Source organism: Xanthomonas euroxanthea (genome assembly GCF_903989455.1).
Lineage (GTDB): Bacteria > Pseudomonadota > Gammaproteobacteria > Xanthomonadales > Xanthomonadaceae > Xanthomonas > Xanthomonas euroxanthea.
This window is the reverse complement of sequence record NZ_LR861803.1, coordinates 2903366-2921940: the sequence shown is the minus strand read 5'-3', so window position 1 is coordinate 2921940 and position 18575 is coordinate 2903366. Positions and strand designations below refer to the sequence as shown.

General features: G+C 66.7%; 13 protein-coding genes. 10 read left to right on the top strand and 3 right to left on the bottom strand.

What is annotated here, in order from left to right:
- Position 1 precedes the first annotated feature (1 nt).
- The 4 genes from fdhD to H7A86_RS12255 all read left to right on the top strand — a co-directional run bounded on the left by fdhD (position 2) and on the right by H7A86_RS12255 (position 6132).
- Positions 2 to 847, top strand: coding sequence for a formate dehydrogenase accessory sulfurtransferase FdhD (gene fdhD / locus H7A86_RS12270; RefSeq protein WP_119131403.1), 846 nt, complete (start codon positions 2 to 4; stop codon positions 845 to 847).
- Complete coding sequence (locus tag H7A86_RS12265; protein ID WP_119131404.1) at positions 844 to 3192, top strand: FdhF/YdeP family oxidoreductase; 2349 nt, start codon at positions 844 to 846, stop codon at positions 3190 to 3192. The genes fdhD and H7A86_RS12265 overlap by 4 nt, the downstream gene beginning before the upstream one ends.
- A complete protein-coding gene (locus tag H7A86_RS12260) occupies positions 3182 to 3460 on the top strand; it encodes a hypothetical protein (protein WP_166762180.1) in 279 nt (92 codons plus the stop codon). The genes H7A86_RS12265 and H7A86_RS12260 overlap by 11 nt, the downstream gene beginning before the upstream one ends.
- 1367 nt (positions 3461 to 4827) lie before the next feature.
- Positions 4828 to 6132: an MFS transporter gene (locus H7A86_RS12255; RefSeq protein WP_119131405.1), complete on the top strand. Its 1305-nt coding sequence runs from the start codon at positions 4828 to 4830 to the stop codon at positions 6130 to 6132.
- A gap of 27 nt (positions 6133 to 6159) precedes the next feature.
- Here H7A86_RS12255 and H7A86_RS12250 read toward each other — a convergent pair whose 3' ends face one another.
- From H7A86_RS12250 to H7A86_RS12240, 3 genes are all read right to left on the bottom strand, one after another.
- Entirely contained in the window at positions 6160 to 7458 is a 1299-nt protein-coding gene (locus tag H7A86_RS12250) for a diguanylate cyclase (RefSeq protein WP_047125193.1), read from the bottom strand.
- A gap of 96 nt (positions 7459 to 7554) precedes the next feature.
- Entirely contained in the window at positions 7555 to 8871 is a 1317-nt protein-coding gene (locus tag H7A86_RS12245; protein ID WP_119131406.1) for an NAD(P)/FAD-dependent oxidoreductase, read from the bottom strand.
- Entirely contained in the window at positions 8871 to 10250 is a 1380-nt protein-coding gene (locus tag H7A86_RS12240) for a glutamine synthetase family protein (protein ID WP_119131534.1), read from the bottom strand. The genes H7A86_RS12245 and H7A86_RS12240 overlap by 1 nt, the downstream gene beginning before the upstream one ends.
- 287 nt (positions 10251 to 10537) lie before the next feature.
- Here H7A86_RS12240 and H7A86_RS12235 point away from each other — a divergent pair, with 287 nt between their 5' ends.
- The 6 genes from H7A86_RS12235 (at position 10538) to H7A86_RS12210 (ending at position 18575) form a co-directional block, all read left to right on the top strand.
- On the top strand, positions 10538 to 11293 hold the full coding sequence (locus tag H7A86_RS12235) for a gamma-glutamyl-gamma-aminobutyrate hydrolase family protein (protein WP_115677436.1): 756 nt from the start codon (positions 10538 to 10540) through the stop codon (positions 11291 to 11293).
- A gap of 6 nt (positions 11294 to 11299) precedes the next feature.
- Positions 11300 to 12685 carry a glutamine synthetase family protein gene (locus tag H7A86_RS12230; RefSeq protein ID WP_104582144.1) on the top strand — a complete coding sequence of 462 codons (1386 nt, stop codon included), beginning with the start codon at positions 11300 to 11302 and terminating at the stop codon, positions 12683 to 12685.
- Between the two features lie 201 nt (positions 12686 to 12886).
- Positions 12887 to 14263 (top strand): aspartate aminotransferase family protein, encoded by a 1377-nt coding sequence (locus H7A86_RS12225; RefSeq protein WP_119131407.1) that lies wholly within the window; start codon positions 12887 to 12889, stop codon positions 14261 to 14263.
- Between the two features lie 214 nt (positions 14264 to 14477).
- Entirely contained in the window at positions 14478 to 15593 is a 1116-nt protein-coding gene (locus H7A86_RS12220) for a polyamine ABC transporter substrate-binding protein (RefSeq protein ID WP_119131408.1), read from the top strand.
- A 196-nt stretch (positions 15594 to 15789) separates the two neighbouring features.
- Positions 15790 to 16992 carry an HlyD family secretion protein gene (locus tag H7A86_RS12215; protein WP_104649074.1) on the top strand — a complete coding sequence of 401 codons (1203 nt, stop codon included), beginning with the start codon at positions 15790 to 15792 and terminating at the stop codon, positions 16990 to 16992.
- Entirely contained in the window at positions 16989 to 18575 is a 1587-nt protein-coding gene (locus H7A86_RS12210) for an MDR family MFS transporter (RefSeq protein WP_104582146.1), read from the top strand. Before H7A86_RS12215 ends, H7A86_RS12210 begins: the two co-directional genes overlap by 4 nt.

The following is an 18575-nucleotide window of genomic DNA, read 5'->3' as shown; positions in this document are numbered from 1 at the left end:
GATGACCACTTCGTCTTCCCGTTCCGTGCGCGCCGGCAGTGTGGTGCGCACGGTCGTCCGCCACCGCGGCGGCCGCAACGCCACGGTGCAGGACATGGTGGCGGCCGAAATGCCGGTCGCGTTCAATTACAACGGCGTGCCGTTCGCAGTGATGATGGCTACGCCGGAGGACCTGGAGGATTTCGCACTCGGGTTCTCGCTGAGCGAAGGCATCGTCGAGCACCCGCAGGACCTGCGGGTGACGGCGGTGGAGACCTTCCTGGAGGGCGCCTCGCTGCAGATCGAGATTCCGCCCGGGCGTGCCGCCGCGCTGGACCAGCGGCGGCGTAACCTGGACGGGCGCAGCGGTTGCGGGGTATGCGGCAACGAATCGATCGAAGCGGTACTGCGTGTGCCGCCGGTGCTGCAGTCCGCGCTGCAGATCGATGTGCAGACCCTGGCGCGGGCACTGGATGCGCTGCATGCGCAGCAGCCGATCGCCGCACAGACCGGCGCGGTGCATGCCGCCGGCTGGGCCGATGCGCAGGGGGTGGTGCGTTACGTGCGCGAGGATGTCGGCCGGCATAACGCGCTCGACAAGTTGATCGGTGCCCTGGCGCGCGCGCGCGTGGATGCATCGCACGGGTTTGCGGTGGTGACCAGCCGCGCCAGTTACGAAATGGCCATGAAAGCCGCGCAGGCCCGGATCCCGCTGCTCGCAGCGATTTCGGCACCGACCGCGCTGGCGATCAGCCTGGCCGACAGTGCGGGACTGACCCTGATCGGGTTTGCCCGCAATCACGATTGTGTCGTTTACAGCCATCCGCAGCGCCTGGAATTGGGCGTCGCCGTGGGAGAGCCCGCATGAGCAAGAAGACCATCCAGCAATACGACAATCCCGCTGGCGGCTGGGGCGCACTGCGCTCGGTGGCCAAGCACCTGATGGAGCAGGACATCGCGGTGCAGGGCGCCAAGACGCTGCTGCATGCCAACCAGCCGGACGGTTTCGACTGCCCCGGCTGTGCCTGGCCCGACCGCGACCACACCTCCACCTTCGAGTTCTGCGAGAACGGCGCCAAGGCCGTTGCCGCCGAATCCACCGCGCGCCGCGCCGGGCCGGAGCTGTTTGCCTCGCACAGCGTCAGCCTGTTGTCGCAATACAGCGACTACTGGCTGGAAGGGCAGGGCCGGCTGACCCAGCCGATGCGTTACGACGCCGCCACCGATCACTACGTGCCGGTAAGCTGGGACGCGGCGTTTGCGCAGATCGCCGGGCACCTCAACGGGCTGGCATCGCCGGACGAGGCGATCTTCTACACCTCCGGGCGCACCAGCAACGAGGCGGCCTTCCTGTATCAGTTGTTCGTGCGCGAGTTCGGCACCAACAACTTCCCGGACTGTTCGAACATGTGCCACGAGCCGTCCGGCACCGCGCTGCGTTCGCAGATCGGCGTGGGCAAGGGCACGGTGTCGCTGCACGACTTCGAACTGGCCGATGCGATCTTCATCTTCGGCCAGAACCCGGGCACCAATCACCCGCGCATGCTCGGCGAGTTGCGGCAGGCCTCCAAGCGCGGCGCGGCGATCGCGGCATTCAATCCGTTGCGCGAACGCGGGCTGGAAAAGTTCGCCGACCCGCAGGACAAGCTGGAGATGCTGCACAACGGCTCCACCCGCATCGCCTCGGATTATTTCCAGCTCAAGATCGGCGGCGACCTGGCCGCGGTCAAGGGCATCATCAAGCATGTGCTGGAGCGCGACGCGCAGGCCCAGCGCGATGGCACGCCGCGCTTGCTGGACCTGGAATTCATCCACGCCCACACCGCCAATTTCGAGGCCTTCGCTGCCGAGGTGCATGGCGAATCCTGGGACACCATCATCGAAGAGTCCGGGCTGGACGAGGCCGCGCTGCGCAAGGCCGGCGAGCTCTATCTCAATGCCGAGCGCGTGATTGCCTGCTGGGGCATGGGCATCACCCAGCACAAGCATTCGGTGGCCACCATCCACATGATCACCAACCTGCTGCTGCTGCGCGGCCATCTGGGCCGGCCGGGCGCGGGCGTGTGCCCGGTGCGCGGGCACAGCAACGTGCAGGGCGACCGCACGATGATGATCTACGAGAAACCGCCGGCCGCCTTCCTGGACAAGCTGCAGACGCTGTTCGGGTTTGCGCCGCCGCGCGAAGACGGGTTCGACACCGTTGGTGCGATCGAGGCGATGCTGGACGGGCGCGGCAAGGTGTTCTTCGCGATGGGCGGCAACTTTGCCGCGGCCACGCCCGACACCGACGCCACGCATCGCGCGCTGCGCAACTGCGAACTCACCGTGCATGTGACCACCAAGCTCAATCGCAGCCATCTGGTGCATGGCCGCGATGCGCTGATCCTGCCATGCCTGGGCCGTACCGAAATCGACATCCAGGACGCCGGCCCGCAGGGCGTGACGGTGGAGGATTCGATGAGCATGGTGCACCTGTCGGCCGGCATCAACCCGCCGGCCTCGCCGGACCTGCTGTCCGAGCCGGCGATCGTGGCACGCCTGGCCGAGGCAACGCTGGGCGCGCGCAGCGCGATCCGCTGGCGCTGGCTGGTGGGCGACTACGACCGCGTACGCGATCTGATCGCACAGGTCTTCCCGGATTTTTCCGACTTCAACCAGCGCGTGCGCGTGCCGGGCGGTTTCCGTCTGTCCAACACCGCGCGTGATCGCCAGTGGGTGACGCCCGAGAAGCGCGCGGTGTTCAAGCCACACGCGGTGCCGACCGACAACCCGATCCACCGCGCGCGTCGCAGCCACACCGGGCAGATGGTGTTTACGCTGGCCACCACGCGCTCGCACGATCAATACAACACCACCATCTATGGGCTGGACGACCGCTACCGCGGCGTGTTCGGCGAGCGCCGCGTGCTTTTCATCAATGGTGCGGACATCGCGGCATTGAACATGAAGGCCGGCGACTGGGTGGACCTGGAGAGCCTGTGCGAGGACGGTGTGCATCGTGAGGCACGCCGCTTCCTGCTGGTGGACTACAACATCCCGCGCGGATGCCTGGCAGCGTACTACCCGGAAACCAACGCATTGGTGCCGCTGTCCAGCTTCGCCGACGAAGCGCGTACGCCCACCTCCAAGTCGATTCCGGTCATCGTGCTGCCGCACCGCGCCGAAACCGCCGATGCGGCGCCGCGCGACATCGGAGCGGTGCTTGTCCGCTGATCCACAGCTCACCGCGCAGTTGCTTGTTGCGTTGGCCGACACGCCGGAGGGCGTGTCGCTGGCCCGGTTGTGCAAGCAGCTGGGCGTGCGCATGAGCGTCCTGTTGCGCACCCTGGCGTGGTTGGGCAGCGCCAGCCTGGACGGTCACCCCGGTCCGGGCTGGATCCAGGTGGAAGCGCGCGGCGAGCGCCAATTCGCGGTGCTGACGGATGCCGGGCGCGCTGCGCATGCGCAGCGTGCAATGGCACAAGCGCCGCACGGCGACTGAGCAACTTGCTGTCAGTTCCCGGCTGAGGAAGGCGGGAGACTGAAGCCTCTTCACCTGCACGGAAAGCTTGATCAGACGCAACCTGATCCGAACAACGCAGGCCGTGCTTTGCTTGCAGCCAAACACACCGAGTGTCTCGACAGGTCCTTGCCCGCCCACCGTCGCGGGACCTTACGCGGCATGGATGCCGCGTAAGAGCCTACACGGACGTACTTGCGGCGTGTCCTGCGATGGTGGGCGGGCAAGGGCCCTGCAGCACACTCGCAGCGTCGAGGGCGCGATGCCCTCACCGCTTGCGGGACACGCCGTGAATCCATCCGTGGAGGCTCGGTGGCGACATCCATGCCGCCACACGGTCCCGCAACCGGCGAGGGCACCGCGCCAGACAATTGGTCGGCGCACGTCTGAAAGCTGTCTGTAATGCGGCGTGCATCAGACGTGCATCCGATGCTTCATGATCGAACGAGACGCATCCAGCACCGCTCTCATCATGCACACCGACCATCTCGACAGGTCCTTGTCCGCTCACCGTCGCGGGACCTTACGCGGCATGGATGCCGCGTAAGAGCCTACACGGACGTACTTGCGGCGTGTCCTACGAGGGTGGGCGGGCAAGGGCCTGCAGCACACTCGCAGCGTCGAGCGCGCGGCGCCCTCACCGCTTGCGGGACACGCCGTGAACCCGTCCCTGGGGGCTCGGTGGCGGCATCCATGCCGCCACACGGTCCCGCAACCGGCGAGGACACCGCACCAGAGTTGGCCGGCGCTCGTTTGAAGAGCTGTCTGTCGCGCGGTGCGCATCAGACGTGGAGGCGATGCTTCACGATCGAACAAGGCGCACCCAGCACTGCTCTACGTGACGTACCGACCGTCTCGACTGGTCCTTGCCGGCCCACCGTCGCGGGACCCTGAGCGGCATGGATGCCGCGCCGGAGCCTACATGGACGTACTTGCGGCGTGTCCCGCGATGGTGGGCCGGCAAGGGCCTTGCAGCCAAATAGCTGACCAACCGCTCTGTCAGTGATCTATCCGCATTGTCTGACGACCACCCTAAAATAAGCGGGATTTCGGGAGTTAGCGATATACCCAGAGCGGACTTGCGGCACGTCCTGCTGTGGCGAGCAGACAAGAGCTCTACAGCCAAGTCGCAGCCCCGCCGTTCTGCAACCGACGCATTTTCGGCGCGATCAATCCTCGGTGAAGAGAACGCGCCGCGCTCTGTCGGTCACTGCCAGAACTGAGGCTGAGATGGCCCACCTGGGCCGGAGGTCACGTCTGTAACTTTTTACCCACCGGTTGGCCTGCGCAAACCCTTGCTGCAATCTGCCAGAATCGGCTGTCCCGTCTTGTCTGGAAGCCGATCAACGATGACTGCTGCCGCGCCGCTCGCTGCTCCCATCAATTCGCCTGCGCGCGTGCTGTTCGCCAGCCTGATCGGCACCACGATCGAGTTCTTCGATTTCTATATCTACGCAACCGCCGCGGTGCTGGTGTTTCCCACCCTGTTCTTTCCGGCGGGCGATGGCAGCGCGGCGATGCTGCAGTCGCTGGCGACGTTTGCAGTGGCCTTCGTCGCGCGGCCGGTGGGCTCGGCGGTGTTCGGCCACTTCGGTGACCGGATCGGGCGCAAGGCCACCCTGGTGGCGGCGCTGCTGACGATGGGCCTGTCCACCGTGGCGATCGGCTTGCTGCCCAGCTACGCCCAGATCGGCGTGTTCGCCCCAGCGCTGCTGGCCTTGTGTCGCTTCGGCCAGGGCCTGGGTCTGGGGGGCGAGTGGGGCGGGGCCGTGCTGCTTGCCACCGAAAATGCACCGCCGGGCAAGCGCGTGTGGTACGGCATGTTTCCGCAGTTGGGTGCGCCACTGGGCTTTCTGCTGTCCACCGGCACCTTTCTCGGCATGGGCGCGGTGCTCGACGATGCGCAGTTCATGCAATGGGGCTGGCGGGTGCCGTTCCTGGCCAGCGCGCTGTTGGTGCTGACCGGTTTGTGGGTGCGCCTGAGCATCACCGAGACGCCGGATTTCCAGAGGGCCCTGGACCGCAAGACCCGTGTGCGCCTGCCCCTGGGCACGGTGATCTCGCAGCACTGGTCGGCGCTGATCATCGGCACGCTGGGCGCGTTCGCCACCTTCGTGCTGTTCTATCTGATGACGGTGTTCGCGCTGGGCTATGGCACCAAGACCCTGGGCTACGACAAGGAGCAATTCCTGTTGTTGCAGATGGCCGGCATCGTGTTTTTCGCGATCGGCATTCCGCTCTCGGCCAGGTTTGGCGACCGTCATGGTGCGCCGCTGGCGATGATGCTGGCCAGTGTTGCGATCATCGCGTTCGGGTTGGCGTTCGCGCCGCTGTTCCAGGCCAATCACCCGCTGCAGGTACTGGCATTTCTTGGGCTGGGGTTCTTCTTCATGGGCCTGACCTACGGCCCTTGCGGCACGTTGCTGGCCGAGCTGTATCCCACTGAGGTGCGCTACACCGGTGCCTCGCTGTCGTTCAACCTGGCCAGCATTCTCGGTGCGGCGCCGGCGCCGTACGTGGCCACGCAGCTGGCCGCACGCTTCGGCGTGCAGGCGGTGGGGCAGTATCTGGGCGGCGCTGCGGTACTGAGCCTGGTGGCGTTGATGGCCGCACGTGCGATGCGGCGCCGTTCGGCATCGGCGATTTCGACCTAGCCAGCGCGGCAGCGGAGCCGACGCGTCTCAGCTGGCCAGGCGCACTTGGTTACGGCCGCCGGCCTTGGCCAGGTACAGGTATTTGTCCGCTTCGCCCAGCAGGTGGTGCAGCGACTGGCCGTCTTCGGTGGCGATGCACACGCCGATGCTCACCGTCATGCTGAGGGTTTCATTGCCGATCCGCACGCGCAGCGCGCTGATGCGCTCGCGCAGGGTCTCGAAGTAACTGGTGGCGTTGGCGGCATCCAGCCCCGGCACCAGCAGGCAGAATTCCTCGCCGCCGAAACGTGCCACCAGATCCTGCGGCCGCGCATGGCTGGAGACCGATGCGGCCACCGCCCGCAGCGCCTGGTCGCCGGCCTCGTGGCCCCAGGTGTCGTTGATGTGCTTGAAGTGGTCGATGTCCAGCATCGCCGCGGTGACCGTCTGCTCCTGCGACAGCAGGGTGGGGATTACCCGCTGGCTTTGTTCCAGGAAATAGCGCCGGTTGGGCAGGCCGGTGAGGAAGTCACGGGTGGCCAGGTCCTGCAGCGTGCCGATCAGTTCCAGCTGGTCCACGTTCTGCGACACGCGGCAGAAGAACTCTTCGCGCGAGAACGGCTTGCGCAGGAAATCGTTGGCACCATTTTTCAGGAAGCGCGGGATCAGCGACGAATCGCTGTTGCCGGAGATGCCGATCACCGCGACCTTGTCGCGCGAACGGATCGCGCGCAGCCGGCGGGTGAATTCCACTCCTTCCATGCCGGGCATTTCCTGGTCGACGATGGTCAGGCGGATACCGGGATCGCGCTCGATCGCCTGCAGGCCGGCCGCACCGTCGGCCGCCAGCACCACGCGGTAGCCGTACATGGACAACAACGCGGCTGCATAGGTCCGTGCGGACAGGGAATCGTCCACCACCAGCGCCGCGATGCGGCGGTTGCGTTCCAGGCGCTGCACCAGCCAGGCCAGATACTCGATGCTGCCGGGCGCGTTCTTGAGCACGTAATCGATGATCTGCTGCTGCAGCACGCGCTGGCGCAGGTCCTCGTCATAGACGCCGCTGACCACCACGGTGGGCAGTTTGCGCGAAAGGAAAAATTCCACGACCTTGTCGCGGTCGCCGTCCACCAGCACCAGGCCGGTCAGAACCAGAAACCAACCGTCTTCTTCGTCCAGTACGCGGGCCGCTTCCGCCAGGGTCGACACGACCGTGACCGGCAGTTCCACACGTTGCTCGATGGCTTCGCGCAGCATGCTGGTGAAGGTGCGCGAGTTCTCCACCAGCAACACGCGTTGCGGCAGGACTGCGCTTTCGCTATTGCGATGTAGGGTACCTGGGGACATCGGCTGGCCGTGCGGATCGAACCGTCCTACCGGCTAACGGCCCGGTTCGCCAAAACTTGAGCGCCGCGTCTCAAAGTGCCCAAGACCGCGCCCCTCTCACCACAATGCATCGCGCAGCCGGTACCAGCTCATCGCGGCCACCAGCAGCGGGGTACGCAGCAGGCGCCCACCGGGAAAAGGCTGATGCGGAATGCGCGCGAACACGTCCAGCCGTTGGCTCTGGCCGGCGATGGCCTCGGCGATGACCTGGCCGGCCAGCCCGGTGGCGGCGACGCCATGCCCGGAGAATCCCTGGGCGAAATACACGTTGGACCCCAGCCGTCCCCAGTGCGGGGCGCGATTGCGCGAGATGTCCACGTAACCGCCCCACAGTGTTTCCAGCGGCACGTCGTGCAGTTGCGGAAAGACCGTGTGCATGCGCCGGGTCATCAACCGATCCAGCCCGGGGGGCGGGCGCGATGAGTAGCTGGCGCGTCCGCCGAACAGCAGCCGGTGGTCGGCGCTGAGCCGGTAATAATCCAGTGCCCAGTTGGTGTCGGCGACCGCCATGTCGTTGGCGATCAGGGCGCGCGCGCGGGCTGCGCCCAGCGGCGGCGTCGCGCCGACATAGGTGCCGACCGGCATGATGTGGCGTTCCAGCGTTGTGGAAATGCCCTGCAGCAGGGCGTTTCCGGCGATCACCCCGAAGTCGGCGCTGACGCTGCCCTGGTCGGTCTGCATCGTCACGCGCGCGCCATGTTCCAGGCGGGACACCGCCGAGGCCTCGTGGATGCGCACGCCGGCCGCCAGCGCTGCGCGTGCCAGGCCCAGTGCGTAGGCCAGCGGATGCAGATGGCCGCTGGCCGGGTCGAACATCGCGCCCAGGTAGAGCGGGCTGTCCAGCACCTGCCGGGTACGCGCGCGGTCCCACCATTCCAGCGGGTAGTCATAGCGCTCGGCCATCCGCACGATGCCGTGCTGCAGGGCCTGCACCTGGCGCGGTTTCAGCGGCACATGGGCGTGACCGTCGCGCCAGTCGCAGGCGATGGCATGACGCGCGATGCGCGCGCGCAGCAGGCGCATGCCGTCGCGCGAGAAGTCGAACAGCAGCCGCGCGTCGGTATCGCCGACCAGCGCTTCCAGCGTGTCCTGCTCGCAGCCGTAGCCGACGATGGCCTGGCCGCCGTTGCGCCCGGAGGCGCCCCAGCCGATGCGCCTGGCTTCGAGCACGATGACGGAGTAGCCGGCCTCGGCCAGGGCGAGCGCGGCGGTGAGGCCGGTGTAGCCGGCGCCGAGGATGCAGACATCGGCACGTGCGGCGCCCTGCAGGCGCGGTTGCTCCGGCAAGGGCGGCGTGCTGCGCGCGTACCAGCTGTCGGGATAGCCATTGCCCGGCGGATCGGCAGGCGGCAGGGGCGTGCCCGGGCCGTCCATCAGACGATCCGCAGATATCGGGTGTAGTCCAGATCCGGCACCAGCGCCTGGTAGTCGAGCAGCTCGCGCTGTTTCTGCTGGCCGAATACATGCTGGAACTGGCTGCCGAACTGCGCGCCGACGAAGTCGCTGGCGCCAAATGCATCCACTGCGCCCTGCCAGGTGCGCGGCCGGAACACCGCTTGCGCATAGGCATTGCCGGTGACTGGCGCGGTGGGCTCGCCGGGGTGTTGCAGGCCGTCCAGCATGGCGGCAAGCACGGCGGCGGCGGCCAGGTACGGGTTGGCATCGGCGCCGGCGATGCGGTGTTCGATGCGGGTGTTGCGTGCATCGCTGTGCGGGATGCGCAGCGCCACGGTGCGGTTGTTGAAGCCCCAGCTCGCATCCAGTGGCACGAAGGCGTTGCTGACGAACCTGCGGTAACTGTTGGCGTGCGGTGCGAACATCAGCAACGAGGCCTCCGCATGCCGTTGCAGGCCGGCGACGGCATGGCGCAGGCGGTCGGCAGGTGCAGCGACGCTGCCGGCAAACACGTTGTGCCCGTCGGCATCGAGCAGGCTCACGTGCAGGTGCAGGCCGCTGCCGGCCTGGCCGGGAAACGGCTTGGCCATGAAGCTCGCGAGCTTGCCCTGCTGCTGCGCAATCGCCTTGATGGTGCGCTTGAGCAGGAGTGCCTCGTCGCAGGCGGCCACCGCATCGGCACGATGCTGCAGGTTGATTTCGAACTGGCCGGGCGCGTACTCGGCCACGGCGGTGTCGGCCGGGATGGCTTGCTGCCGGCAGGCGGCGGTGACCGCGTCGGTGAACGTGCGCTGGTCGTCCAGGTCCTGCAGCGAATACACCTGGGTACTGTCGCTGCGCGCACCGGTCTGCGGGTCGCGCGGTGTTTGCGGACGCCCCTGTGCATCGGGCACCGCATCGAACAGGTAGAACTCCAGTTCCACCGCAATCACCGGTGTCAGGCCGAGCGCGGCAAAGCCGTGCAGCACGCGCTGCAGGACCGCACGCGGTGCGACCTCGAACACGCTGCCGTCCGGCTGATGCATCGCCAGCAGCAGCTGTGCCATCGGCCGCGGTGCCCACGGCACCGGGCGCAGCGAGCCTGCAATGGGCCGGCAGATGCGATCGGCATCGCCGATGGCATAGCCCAGCCCGGTTTCCTCGACGGTATTGCCGGTGATGTCGGTGGCGATCAGCGACATCGGCAGGCACACCCCGTCGCGATAGATCTTGCCCAGGACCTCGGCTGTCACGCGTTTGCCACGCAGCACGCCATTGGTGTCGGGCAACAGCAGGTCGACCGCCTCGCAGCCATCGATCCGCGCCAGCGTGGCGGCATCGGTGGCGGGCAAGCACGCGACGGAGTTCTCGGAAACCATGGGCACCACCTGCAGGGTCGCCGCCCAGACTAGCAAAGCGCACGTGATCTTTCGCAATCGTGCGCGTGCCGACCCTGGCAATGCCGCTGGCTGCGCGGTAAGTTCGCAGGCATCCACGACACACCCTCAACCCGTGGCGAAGACACGCTGACGTTGCGTCGCGATCGAACGCATGCAATGCAGCGCACGATTGCAAACGCGCGCCACCCAGTGGCCTGCACGTTGCCAGCGCCTGCCTGACGGCGAGCGCACCCGTTTCCCTGCCGCGTACAACCTGGATATCCAGCATGGCTGTCGTTCCCCTGGTCGGGTTGCCGACCGATCGCATCCAGCAAGGGCCGCATCCGTTTCTGGCCACCGGCGAAAAATACATCCGCGCGGTGGTGGACGCGGCCGGCGCAATGCCGGTGCTGTTGCCGAGCCTGCAGCCGGCGCTGGATGCGGGCGTCTGGCTGGATCGCCTGGATGGCCTGTTGCTGACCGGCGCGGTGAGCAATGTGGAGCCGCATCACTACAGCGACGAGCCGAGCTGGGAGGGCAATCCGCACGACCCGGCGCGCGATGCCACCAGCCTCGGGCTGATCCCGCAGGCACTGGCGCGCGGCCTGCCGGTGCTGGCGATCTGCCGCGGGCTGCAGGAGGTCAACGTGGCGCTGGGCGGGCGCCTGCATCAGCGCGTGCATGAGGTGCCCGGTCTGGCCGATCACCGCGAGGACCGCGCCGCGCCGCTGGACACGCAGTACGGCCCGGCGCATCCGGTGCAGCTGCAGGCCGGCGGCCTGCTGGCCGGCATGAGCGACAGCGCGCAGGTGGCGGTGAACTCGCTGCACGGGCAGGGCATTGCGCGGCTGGCCGACGGCCTGCTGATCGAGGCGACCGCGCCGGATGGCCTGATAGAAGCCTTTCGCGGCCCCGGGCCGGGCTTCCTGCTGGCGGTGCAGTGGCACCCGGAGTGGCGTGTCACACAGCATCCGTTCTACCGTGCCATCTTCCAGGCCTTCGGCGAGGCCTGTCGCCAATATGCCGCCCGACGCGGTCAGTGAGGTTGCATGTCCATCCGCACACGTTCGCGCACGTCCACGCCCAAGCAGCCCGAAAGCGCCCTGCGCCGCTGGCTCAAGGAGCGCCACATCACCGAGGTCGAGTGCCTGGTGCCGGACATCACCGGCAATGCACGCGGCAAGATCATTCCGGCCGACAAGTTCTCGCACGACTACGGCACCCGCCTGCCGGAAGGCATCTTCGCCACCACCGTCACCGGCGATTTCCCGGACGATTATTACGCGCTGACCTCGCCATCGGATTCGGACATGCATCTGCGCCCGGACGCGTCCACCGTGCGCATGGTGCCGTGGGCGGCCGATCCCACCGCGCAGGTCATCCACGACTGCTACACCAAGGATGGGCAGCCGCATGAGCTTGCCCCGCGCAATGTGCTGCGGCGCGTGCTGGAGGCGTATGCCGAAGCCAGGCTGCAACCGGTGGTGGCGCCGGAGCTGGAATTCTTCCTGGTGCAGAAGAACACCGATCCGGATTTCCCGTTGCTGCCACCGGCAGGGCGCTCGGGGCGTCCGGAGACGGCGCGGCAGTCGTATTCGATCGATGCGGTCAACGAGTTCGACCCGATCCTGGACCTGATGTACGACTACTGCGATGCGATGGAGCTGGACGTGGATACGCTGATCCACGAATCCGGCGCCGCGCAGCTGGAGGTCAACTTCACCCATGCCGATGCGCTCTCGCGCGCGGACCAGGTGTTCCTGTTCAAGCGCACCATGCGCGAAGCCGCGCTGCGGCATGGCGTCTATGCGACGTTCCTGGCCAAGCCGATGGAGACCGAACCGGGCAGTGCGATGCACATCCACCAGAGCCTGCTGCATGCCGGCACCGGCAAGAACGTGTTCAGCGGCAAACGCGAGGGCGGCTTCAGCGACACCTTCGCGCATTATCTGGGTGGCCTGCAGAAGTACATTCCGATGGCGATGGGGCTGCTGGCGCCCAACGTCAATTCCTACCGGCGGCTGATGTTCGGCGAGGTCTCGCCGAGCAATGTGCTGTGGGGCTTCGACAATCGCACCTGCGGGCTGCGCGTGCCGATCGATGCACCACAGAACATGCGGGTGGAAAGCCGCTTTGCCGGCTCCGACGCCAATCCGTATCTGGCAATGGCGGCGACCCTGGCCTGCGGGTTGCTCGGCATCCGCGAGAAGCTCGAGCCGACCGCGCCGATCAGCAGCAACGGCAAGGAGCAGGGCTACGATCTGCCACGCTCGCTGGGCGAGGCACTGGACGGACTGGAGGGCTGCGAGGCCTTGCAGGACATGCTGGGGCAGCGCTTCGTGCGCGCCTATATCTCGGTGAAACGGAAGGAATACGAGACCTTCTTCCGGGTGATCAGTTCGTGGGAGCGCGAGTTCCTGTTGTTGAATGTGTAAGGCGTATGCGCGTCGCGCAGCGTGCCGCACCGTTCCCTTCTCCCGCCGGGAGAAGGTGCCCGAAGGGCGGATGAGGGGAGGTTGTCTGGCAATGGCTCGAACCCACGTGCACTGCTGGCGTCCGACGCGTTCTGCGCCAGCTGCTTTTTATAACGCCACTGCATTCGCGCCACTGGCGTGAGCCACCTTCCGGAGCAAGCCGTGCACCCCACCGCGTTGAAAACCCTGCAGCAACTCGATGCCGCCCATCACCTGCATCCGTTCAACGACAACGCGGCATTGGCCGAGCAGGGCACCCGCATCCTGACCCGCGGCGAGGGGGTGTATGTCTGGGACGCGCAGGGCAACAAGCTGCTGGATGCGTTCGGCGGCCTGTGGTGCGTGAATGTGGGCTACGGGCGCACCGAACTGGCGCAGGCCGCAGCGCGGCAGATGGAACAGCTGGCCTACTACAACAGCTTCTTCCAGTGCACCACCGAGCCCACCATCCATCTGGCCGCCAAGCTGGCGGAGCTGGCGCCGGGCGATCTGAATCACGCGTTCTTCGCCAACTCCGGGTCGGAGGCCAACGACACCATCCTGCGCCTGGTGCGGCATTTCTGGGCGGTGCAGGGGCAGCCGGAAAAACGCATCTTCATCGGCCGTCACGACGGTTACCACGGCACCACCATGGCCGGTGCCAGCCTGGGTGGCATGAAAGGCATGCACAGGCAGGGCGGCTTGCCGATCCCGGATATCCACCACATCGCGCCGCCGTATCACTTCGGCGATGGCGGCGACATGGACCCCGAGGCCTACGGACTGCTGGCGGCACGTCGGCTGGAAGACCGGATTCTGCAGCTCGGGCCGGAACACGTAGCGGCGTTCATCGGCGAACCGATCATGGGCGCGATCGGGGTGTACATCCCGCCGCGCAGTTACTGGCCGGAAATCGAACGTATCTGCCGGCGTTACGACGTGCTGCTGGTGGCCGACGAGGTGATCTGCGGGTTCGGGCGTACCGGTGCCTGGTTCGGTGCGGAGTATTTTGGCTTCCAGCCCGACGTGATGACGCTGGCCAAGGGCATCACCTCCGGCTACATCCCGTTGGCAGCGGCAATGTTCAACGATCGCGTGGCCGGTGTGCTCAAGGCGCAGGGCGGCGAGTTGGCGCATGGCGGCACCTATGCGGGGCATCCGGTCTGCGCGGCGGTGGCGCTGGAGAACCTGCGCCTGCTGCAGGACGAGGGCATCGTGGAACGCGCGCGCACCCACATCGCACCGTATCTGGCGCAGCGCTGGGCCGAGCTGGGCGAACACCGGCTGGTGGGGGAGGCGCGTATCGCCGGGCTGGTCGGGGCACTGGAATTGGTGCCGAACAAACGCCGGCGCGGCGCCTACTTTCCCGAGCGCGGTCGGGTCGGCGCCCTGTGCCGCGATTTCGCGCTGCGGCGCGGGCTGATCCTGCGTGCCACCCATGACGCCATGCTGCTGTCGCCACCGTTGATCATCACCCGCGAACAGGTCGACGAACTGTTCGACAAGGCCTGGGCGGCGCTGGACGATACCGCGCAGGCGCTGGGCGTCGGCGCGGCGTAAGCCCTGCCGGCGCAGCTCCCGAGGCTGAAGGTCTCGTGCGCATGTGCAAAGGGCGGCGGGCCGGTGCGATTCCGGCATCGGCCGTGCCCGCCTGCCGCAGCGCAGGCGGGAATTGCGCCACGCCACGCTGTGCAAACACAAACACCATGGGTAGGCTGGACCTCCGACCGGCCGTACACCGGTCCGCCCTGATCGCGCTGCCCTGGAGACCCGCATGACGCTGCGACTGCTCGCCCTGACGCTGTCCACCACCTTGCTGGCCGCCTGCGGTGGCCGCAATGCGCCCGGCGACGCCGAGGCGCAGGCCAAGGTGCTCAATGTCTATAACTATTCGGACTACATCGCCGAAGACACCATTCCCGCGTTCGAAAAGAGCACCGGCATCAAGGTCACCTACGACGTGTTCGACAGCGACGAGATGGTGGAAACCAAGCTGCTCGCCGGTGGCAGCGACTATGACGTGGTGGTGCCCACACTCAACTTCTTCGGCCGGCAGATCCAGGCCGGCGTGTTCCTGCCGCTGGACAAGGGCAAGATCCCCAATCTGGCCAATCTGGACCCGGACATCATGCGGCGCATCGCCGCGCAGGACCCGGGCAACGCCTATGGCGTGCCGTACATGATCGGCACCACCGGCATCGGCTACAACGTGGACAAGCTCAAGGCGATCTTCGGCAGCACCGAGGTCGCCAACAGCTGGGATCTGGTGTTCAAGCCGGAAAACCTGTCCAGATTGAAGGACTGCGGCGTGACCCTGCTGGACACGCCCTCGGACCTGATTCCGATCGCGCTCAACTACCTGGGCCTGGATCCGCACAGCAGCGCACCGGCCGACATCGAAAAGGCCGCCGCGCTGATCAAGACGATCCGCCCGTATGTGCAGAACTTTCATTCCAGCCAGTACGTGACCTCGCTGGCCAACGGCAACACCTGCCTGGCGGTGGGCTGGTCGGGCGACATCATCCAGGCGCGCGACCGCGCGGTGGAAGCCGGCAACGGCATCAAGGTGGCCTACGCAATCCCCAAGGAAGGCGCGCCGCAGTGGTTCGACATGCTGGCCATTCCCAAGGACGCCAAGCACCCGGACAACGCCTACGCCTTCATCAATTATCTGTTGACGCCGGAGGTGGCCGCGGCCAACAGCAACTTCATCCACTACGCCAACCCGGTGCGCACCGCCACGCCGCTGGTGGACGCGGCGATCCGCAACGACCCCACCATCTACCCGCCGCCGGAAGTGACCGCCAGGATGTTTACCTACGCGATCAACCCGCCCGAGGTGGACCGCCTGTATACGCGGCTGTGGACCGAGATCAAGACCGGGCGCTGACAGCCGCCATCGCTGTTTTATTCCTGTAGGAGCGTCCGCCGGCGTCTGTCCGGAAGTCCGAGCGGACGCTGACTGCGGTCATCACGCAATCTGTACCGGGCGGTTCAAATAATTGTATGGTTGCGCCGCCTTCGCCGAACCGCTGATGCGGCCCCGTCGTCGCGCGCGCCTCGCCCACGACACAGGACACCCCACCTTGAGCAATCACGACCAGCAGTCCAACGATGGCCAGCCTTCGGGCACGGATGCGCAAGGCAGTGGCGCGCACGACGAGCAGGAGCCACCCAAGCCCTCGCCGTTGAAGAATCCCAAGGTCAAGTGGACGCTGATCGTGGTCGGGGTGCTGGTGGTGGTGCTGCTGGTGATCTGGCTGGCCTATTACCTGATCAAGGGCCGCTACATGCAGGACACCAACAACGCCTACCTGCAGGCCGATTCGGTCGCCGTGGCGCCGCGGGTCAGCGGCTACGTGACCAAGGTGATGGTGAGCGACAACCAGATCGTGGAGGCCGGCCAGCCGCTGCTGCAGATCGACGACCGTACCTATCAGGCCACGCTGCAGCAGGCCGAGGCCGCAATCGCCGCGCGCCAGGCCGATATCGCCGCTGCCACCGCCAATGTCTCCGCACAGGAGTCGGCGCTGGTGCAGGCACGTAGCCAGGTGAGCTCGGCAGCGGCGAGCCTGACGTTTGCCCAGGCCGAAGTGAAGCGCTTCGCGCCGTTGGCCGCCTCCGGCGCGGACACCCACGAACACCAGGAAAGCCTGCAGCACGAACTGCAACGCGCACGCGCGCAGTACCAGGCCGCGCAGGCGCAGGCCAAGGGTGCGCAAAGCCAGATCCTGGCCAGTAACGCGCAACTGGAACAGGCCCAGGCCGGCGTCAAGCAGGCCACTGCCGACGCCGACCAGGCCCGCGTGGCGGTGGAAGACACCTTGCTGACCAGCCGCATCCACGGCCGCGTCGGCGACAAGACCGTCCAGGTCGGCCAGTTCCTCGGGGCGGGTACCCGCACCATGACCATCGTGCCGCAGGAATCGCTGTACCTGATCGCCAATTTCAAGGAAACCCAGGTCGGCCTGATGCGTCCTGGCCAGCCGGCCGAAATCGAGGTCGATGCCTTGTCGGGCGTCACGCTGCACGGCAAGGTCGAGAGCCTGTCGCCGGGGACCGGCTCGCAGTTCGCACTGCTGCCGCCGGAAAATGCCACCGGCAACTTCACCAAGGTGGTGCAGCGCGTGCCGGTGCGCATCCGCGTGCTGGCCGGCGAGGAGGCGCGCAAGGTGCTGGTGCCGGGCATGTCGGTCGAGGTCACCGTGGACACGCGCTCGGCCAAGGACGCCAAGCAACGGGCCGAGGAGGAATCCGATCGCGTGCAGGCGCAGGAGCGCGCACAGTGAGTGCAGCGGCAGCCACCGGCCCGCGTGCCGGCGGCAGCGCGCAACGCGAGAAGGCCGAGCCGGGCGCCTGGCTGGCGGTGCTGGCCGGCACCATCGGCTCGTTCATGGCGACGCTGGACATCTCCATCGTCAATGCGGCGCTGCCCACCATCCAGGGCGAGGTCGGCGCCAGCGGCACCGAAGGCACCTGGATCTCCACCGCGTATCTGGTTGCCGAGATCATCATGATCCCGCTGACCGGCTGGTTCGTGCGCACGCTGGGCCTGCGCAACTTCCTGCTGATCTGCGCGGTGATGTTCACCGCGTTTTCGGTGGTGTGCGGGCTGTCGACCTCGTTGACGATGATGATCATCGGCCGTGTGGGGCAGGGCCTGGCCGGTGGCGCGCTGATTCCCACCGCGCTGACCATCGTCGCCACGCGCCTGCCGCCCAGCCAGCAGACCATGGGCACCGCCCTGTTCGGCATGACCGTGATCATGGGCCCGGTGATCGGCCCGCTGCTCGGCGGCTGGCTCACCGAAAACGTCAGCTGGCACTACGCGTTCTTCATCAACGTGCCGATCTGCGTCGGCCTGGTGGCCTTGCTGCTGCTCGGCCTCAAGCATGAAAAAGGCGATTGGGCCGGCCTGCTCAATGCCGACTGGCTGGGTATCTACGGCCTGACCGCCGGCCTGGGCGGGCTCACCGTGGTGCTGGAAGAAGGCCAGCGCGAGCGCTGGTTCGAATCCAGCGAGATCAACACGCTCAGCGTGATTGCGCTCAGCGGATTTGCTGCACTGGTCGTGGGCCAGTTCCGCAAACGGCCGCCGGTGATCCACCTGTCACTGCTGCTGCATCGCAGTTTCGGCGCGGTGTTCGTGATGATCATGGCGGTGGGCATGATCCTGTTCGGCGTCATGTACATGATCCCGCAGTTCCTGGCGGTGATCTCCGGCTACAACACCGAGCAGGCCGGCTACGTGCTGCTGCTGTCGGGCCTGCCGACCGTGCTGCTGATGCCGATGATGCCCAAGCTGCTGGAGGTGGTGGACGTGCGCATCCTGGTGATCGCCGGGCTGATCTGTTTTGCCGCGGCCTGCTTTGCCAATCTGTCGCTGACCGCCGACACCGTCGGCATGCATTTTGTCGCCGGCCAGTTGTTGCAGGGCTGTGGCCTGGCGCTGGCGATGATGTCGCTGAACCAGGCGGCCATCTCCTCGGTGCCGCCGGAGCTGGCCGGCGATGCGTCCGGCCTGTTCAATGCCGGCCGCAACCTGGGCGGCTCGGTGGGGCTTGCGCTGATCTCCACCTTCCAGGAGCGCCGCATGACCTTCCATACCGAAACCATCGGCAGTGCGATCACTGCCAATTCCTCGCGCGCGCAGGATTTTCTTTCCGGCCTGACCGCGCAGATGCAGGGCAGCGCCGGCGGCGAGGCGGCCATTCGCTCGGTTGCGCAGCTGGCGCGCCTGGTGCAGCAGCAGGCCCTGGTGATGACCTATAGCGATCTGTTCTGGATCTTCGGCGTGATCGTGGTCTGCACGATTCCGCTGGCCTTTTTGCTCAAGCCGTTACCCAAGGGGGCGCACCTTGCAATGCACTGA

What these genes read in the sequence shown, in the direction of transcription:
- fdhD (WP_119131403.1), top strand. Translation starts at nt 2, where the DNA reads ATGACCACTTCGTCTTCCCGTTCCGTGCGCGCCGGCAGTGTGGTGCGC.
- H7A86_RS12265 (WP_119131404.1), top strand. Translation starts at nt 844, where the DNA reads ATGAGCAAGAAGACCATCCAGCAATACGACAATCCCGCTGGCGGCTGG.
- H7A86_RS12255 (WP_119131405.1), top strand. Translation starts at nt 4,828, where the DNA reads ATGACTGCTGCCGCGCCGCTCGCTGCTCCCATCAATTCGCCTGCGCGC.
- H7A86_RS12250 (WP_047125193.1), bottom strand. Translation starts at nt 7,458, where the DNA reads ATGTCCCCAGGTACCCTACATCGCAATAGCGAAAGCGCAGTCCTGCCG.
- H7A86_RS12245 (WP_119131406.1), bottom strand. Translation starts at nt 8,871, where the DNA reads ATGGACGGCCCGGGCACGCCCCTGCCGCCTGCCGATCCGCCGGGCAAT.
- H7A86_RS12240 (WP_119131534.1), bottom strand. Translation starts at nt 10,250, where the DNA reads ATGGTTTCCGAGAACTCCGTCGCGTGCTTGCCCGCCACCGATGCCGCC.
- H7A86_RS12235 (WP_115677436.1), top strand. Translation starts at nt 10,538, where the DNA reads ATGGCTGTCGTTCCCCTGGTCGGGTTGCCGACCGATCGCATCCAGCAA.
- H7A86_RS12230 (WP_104582144.1), top strand. Translation starts at nt 11,300, where the DNA reads ATGTCCATCCGCACACGTTCGCGCACGTCCACGCCCAAGCAGCCCGAA.
- H7A86_RS12220 (WP_119131408.1), top strand. Translation starts at nt 14,478, where the DNA reads ATGACGCTGCGACTGCTCGCCCTGACGCTGTCCACCACCTTGCTGGCC.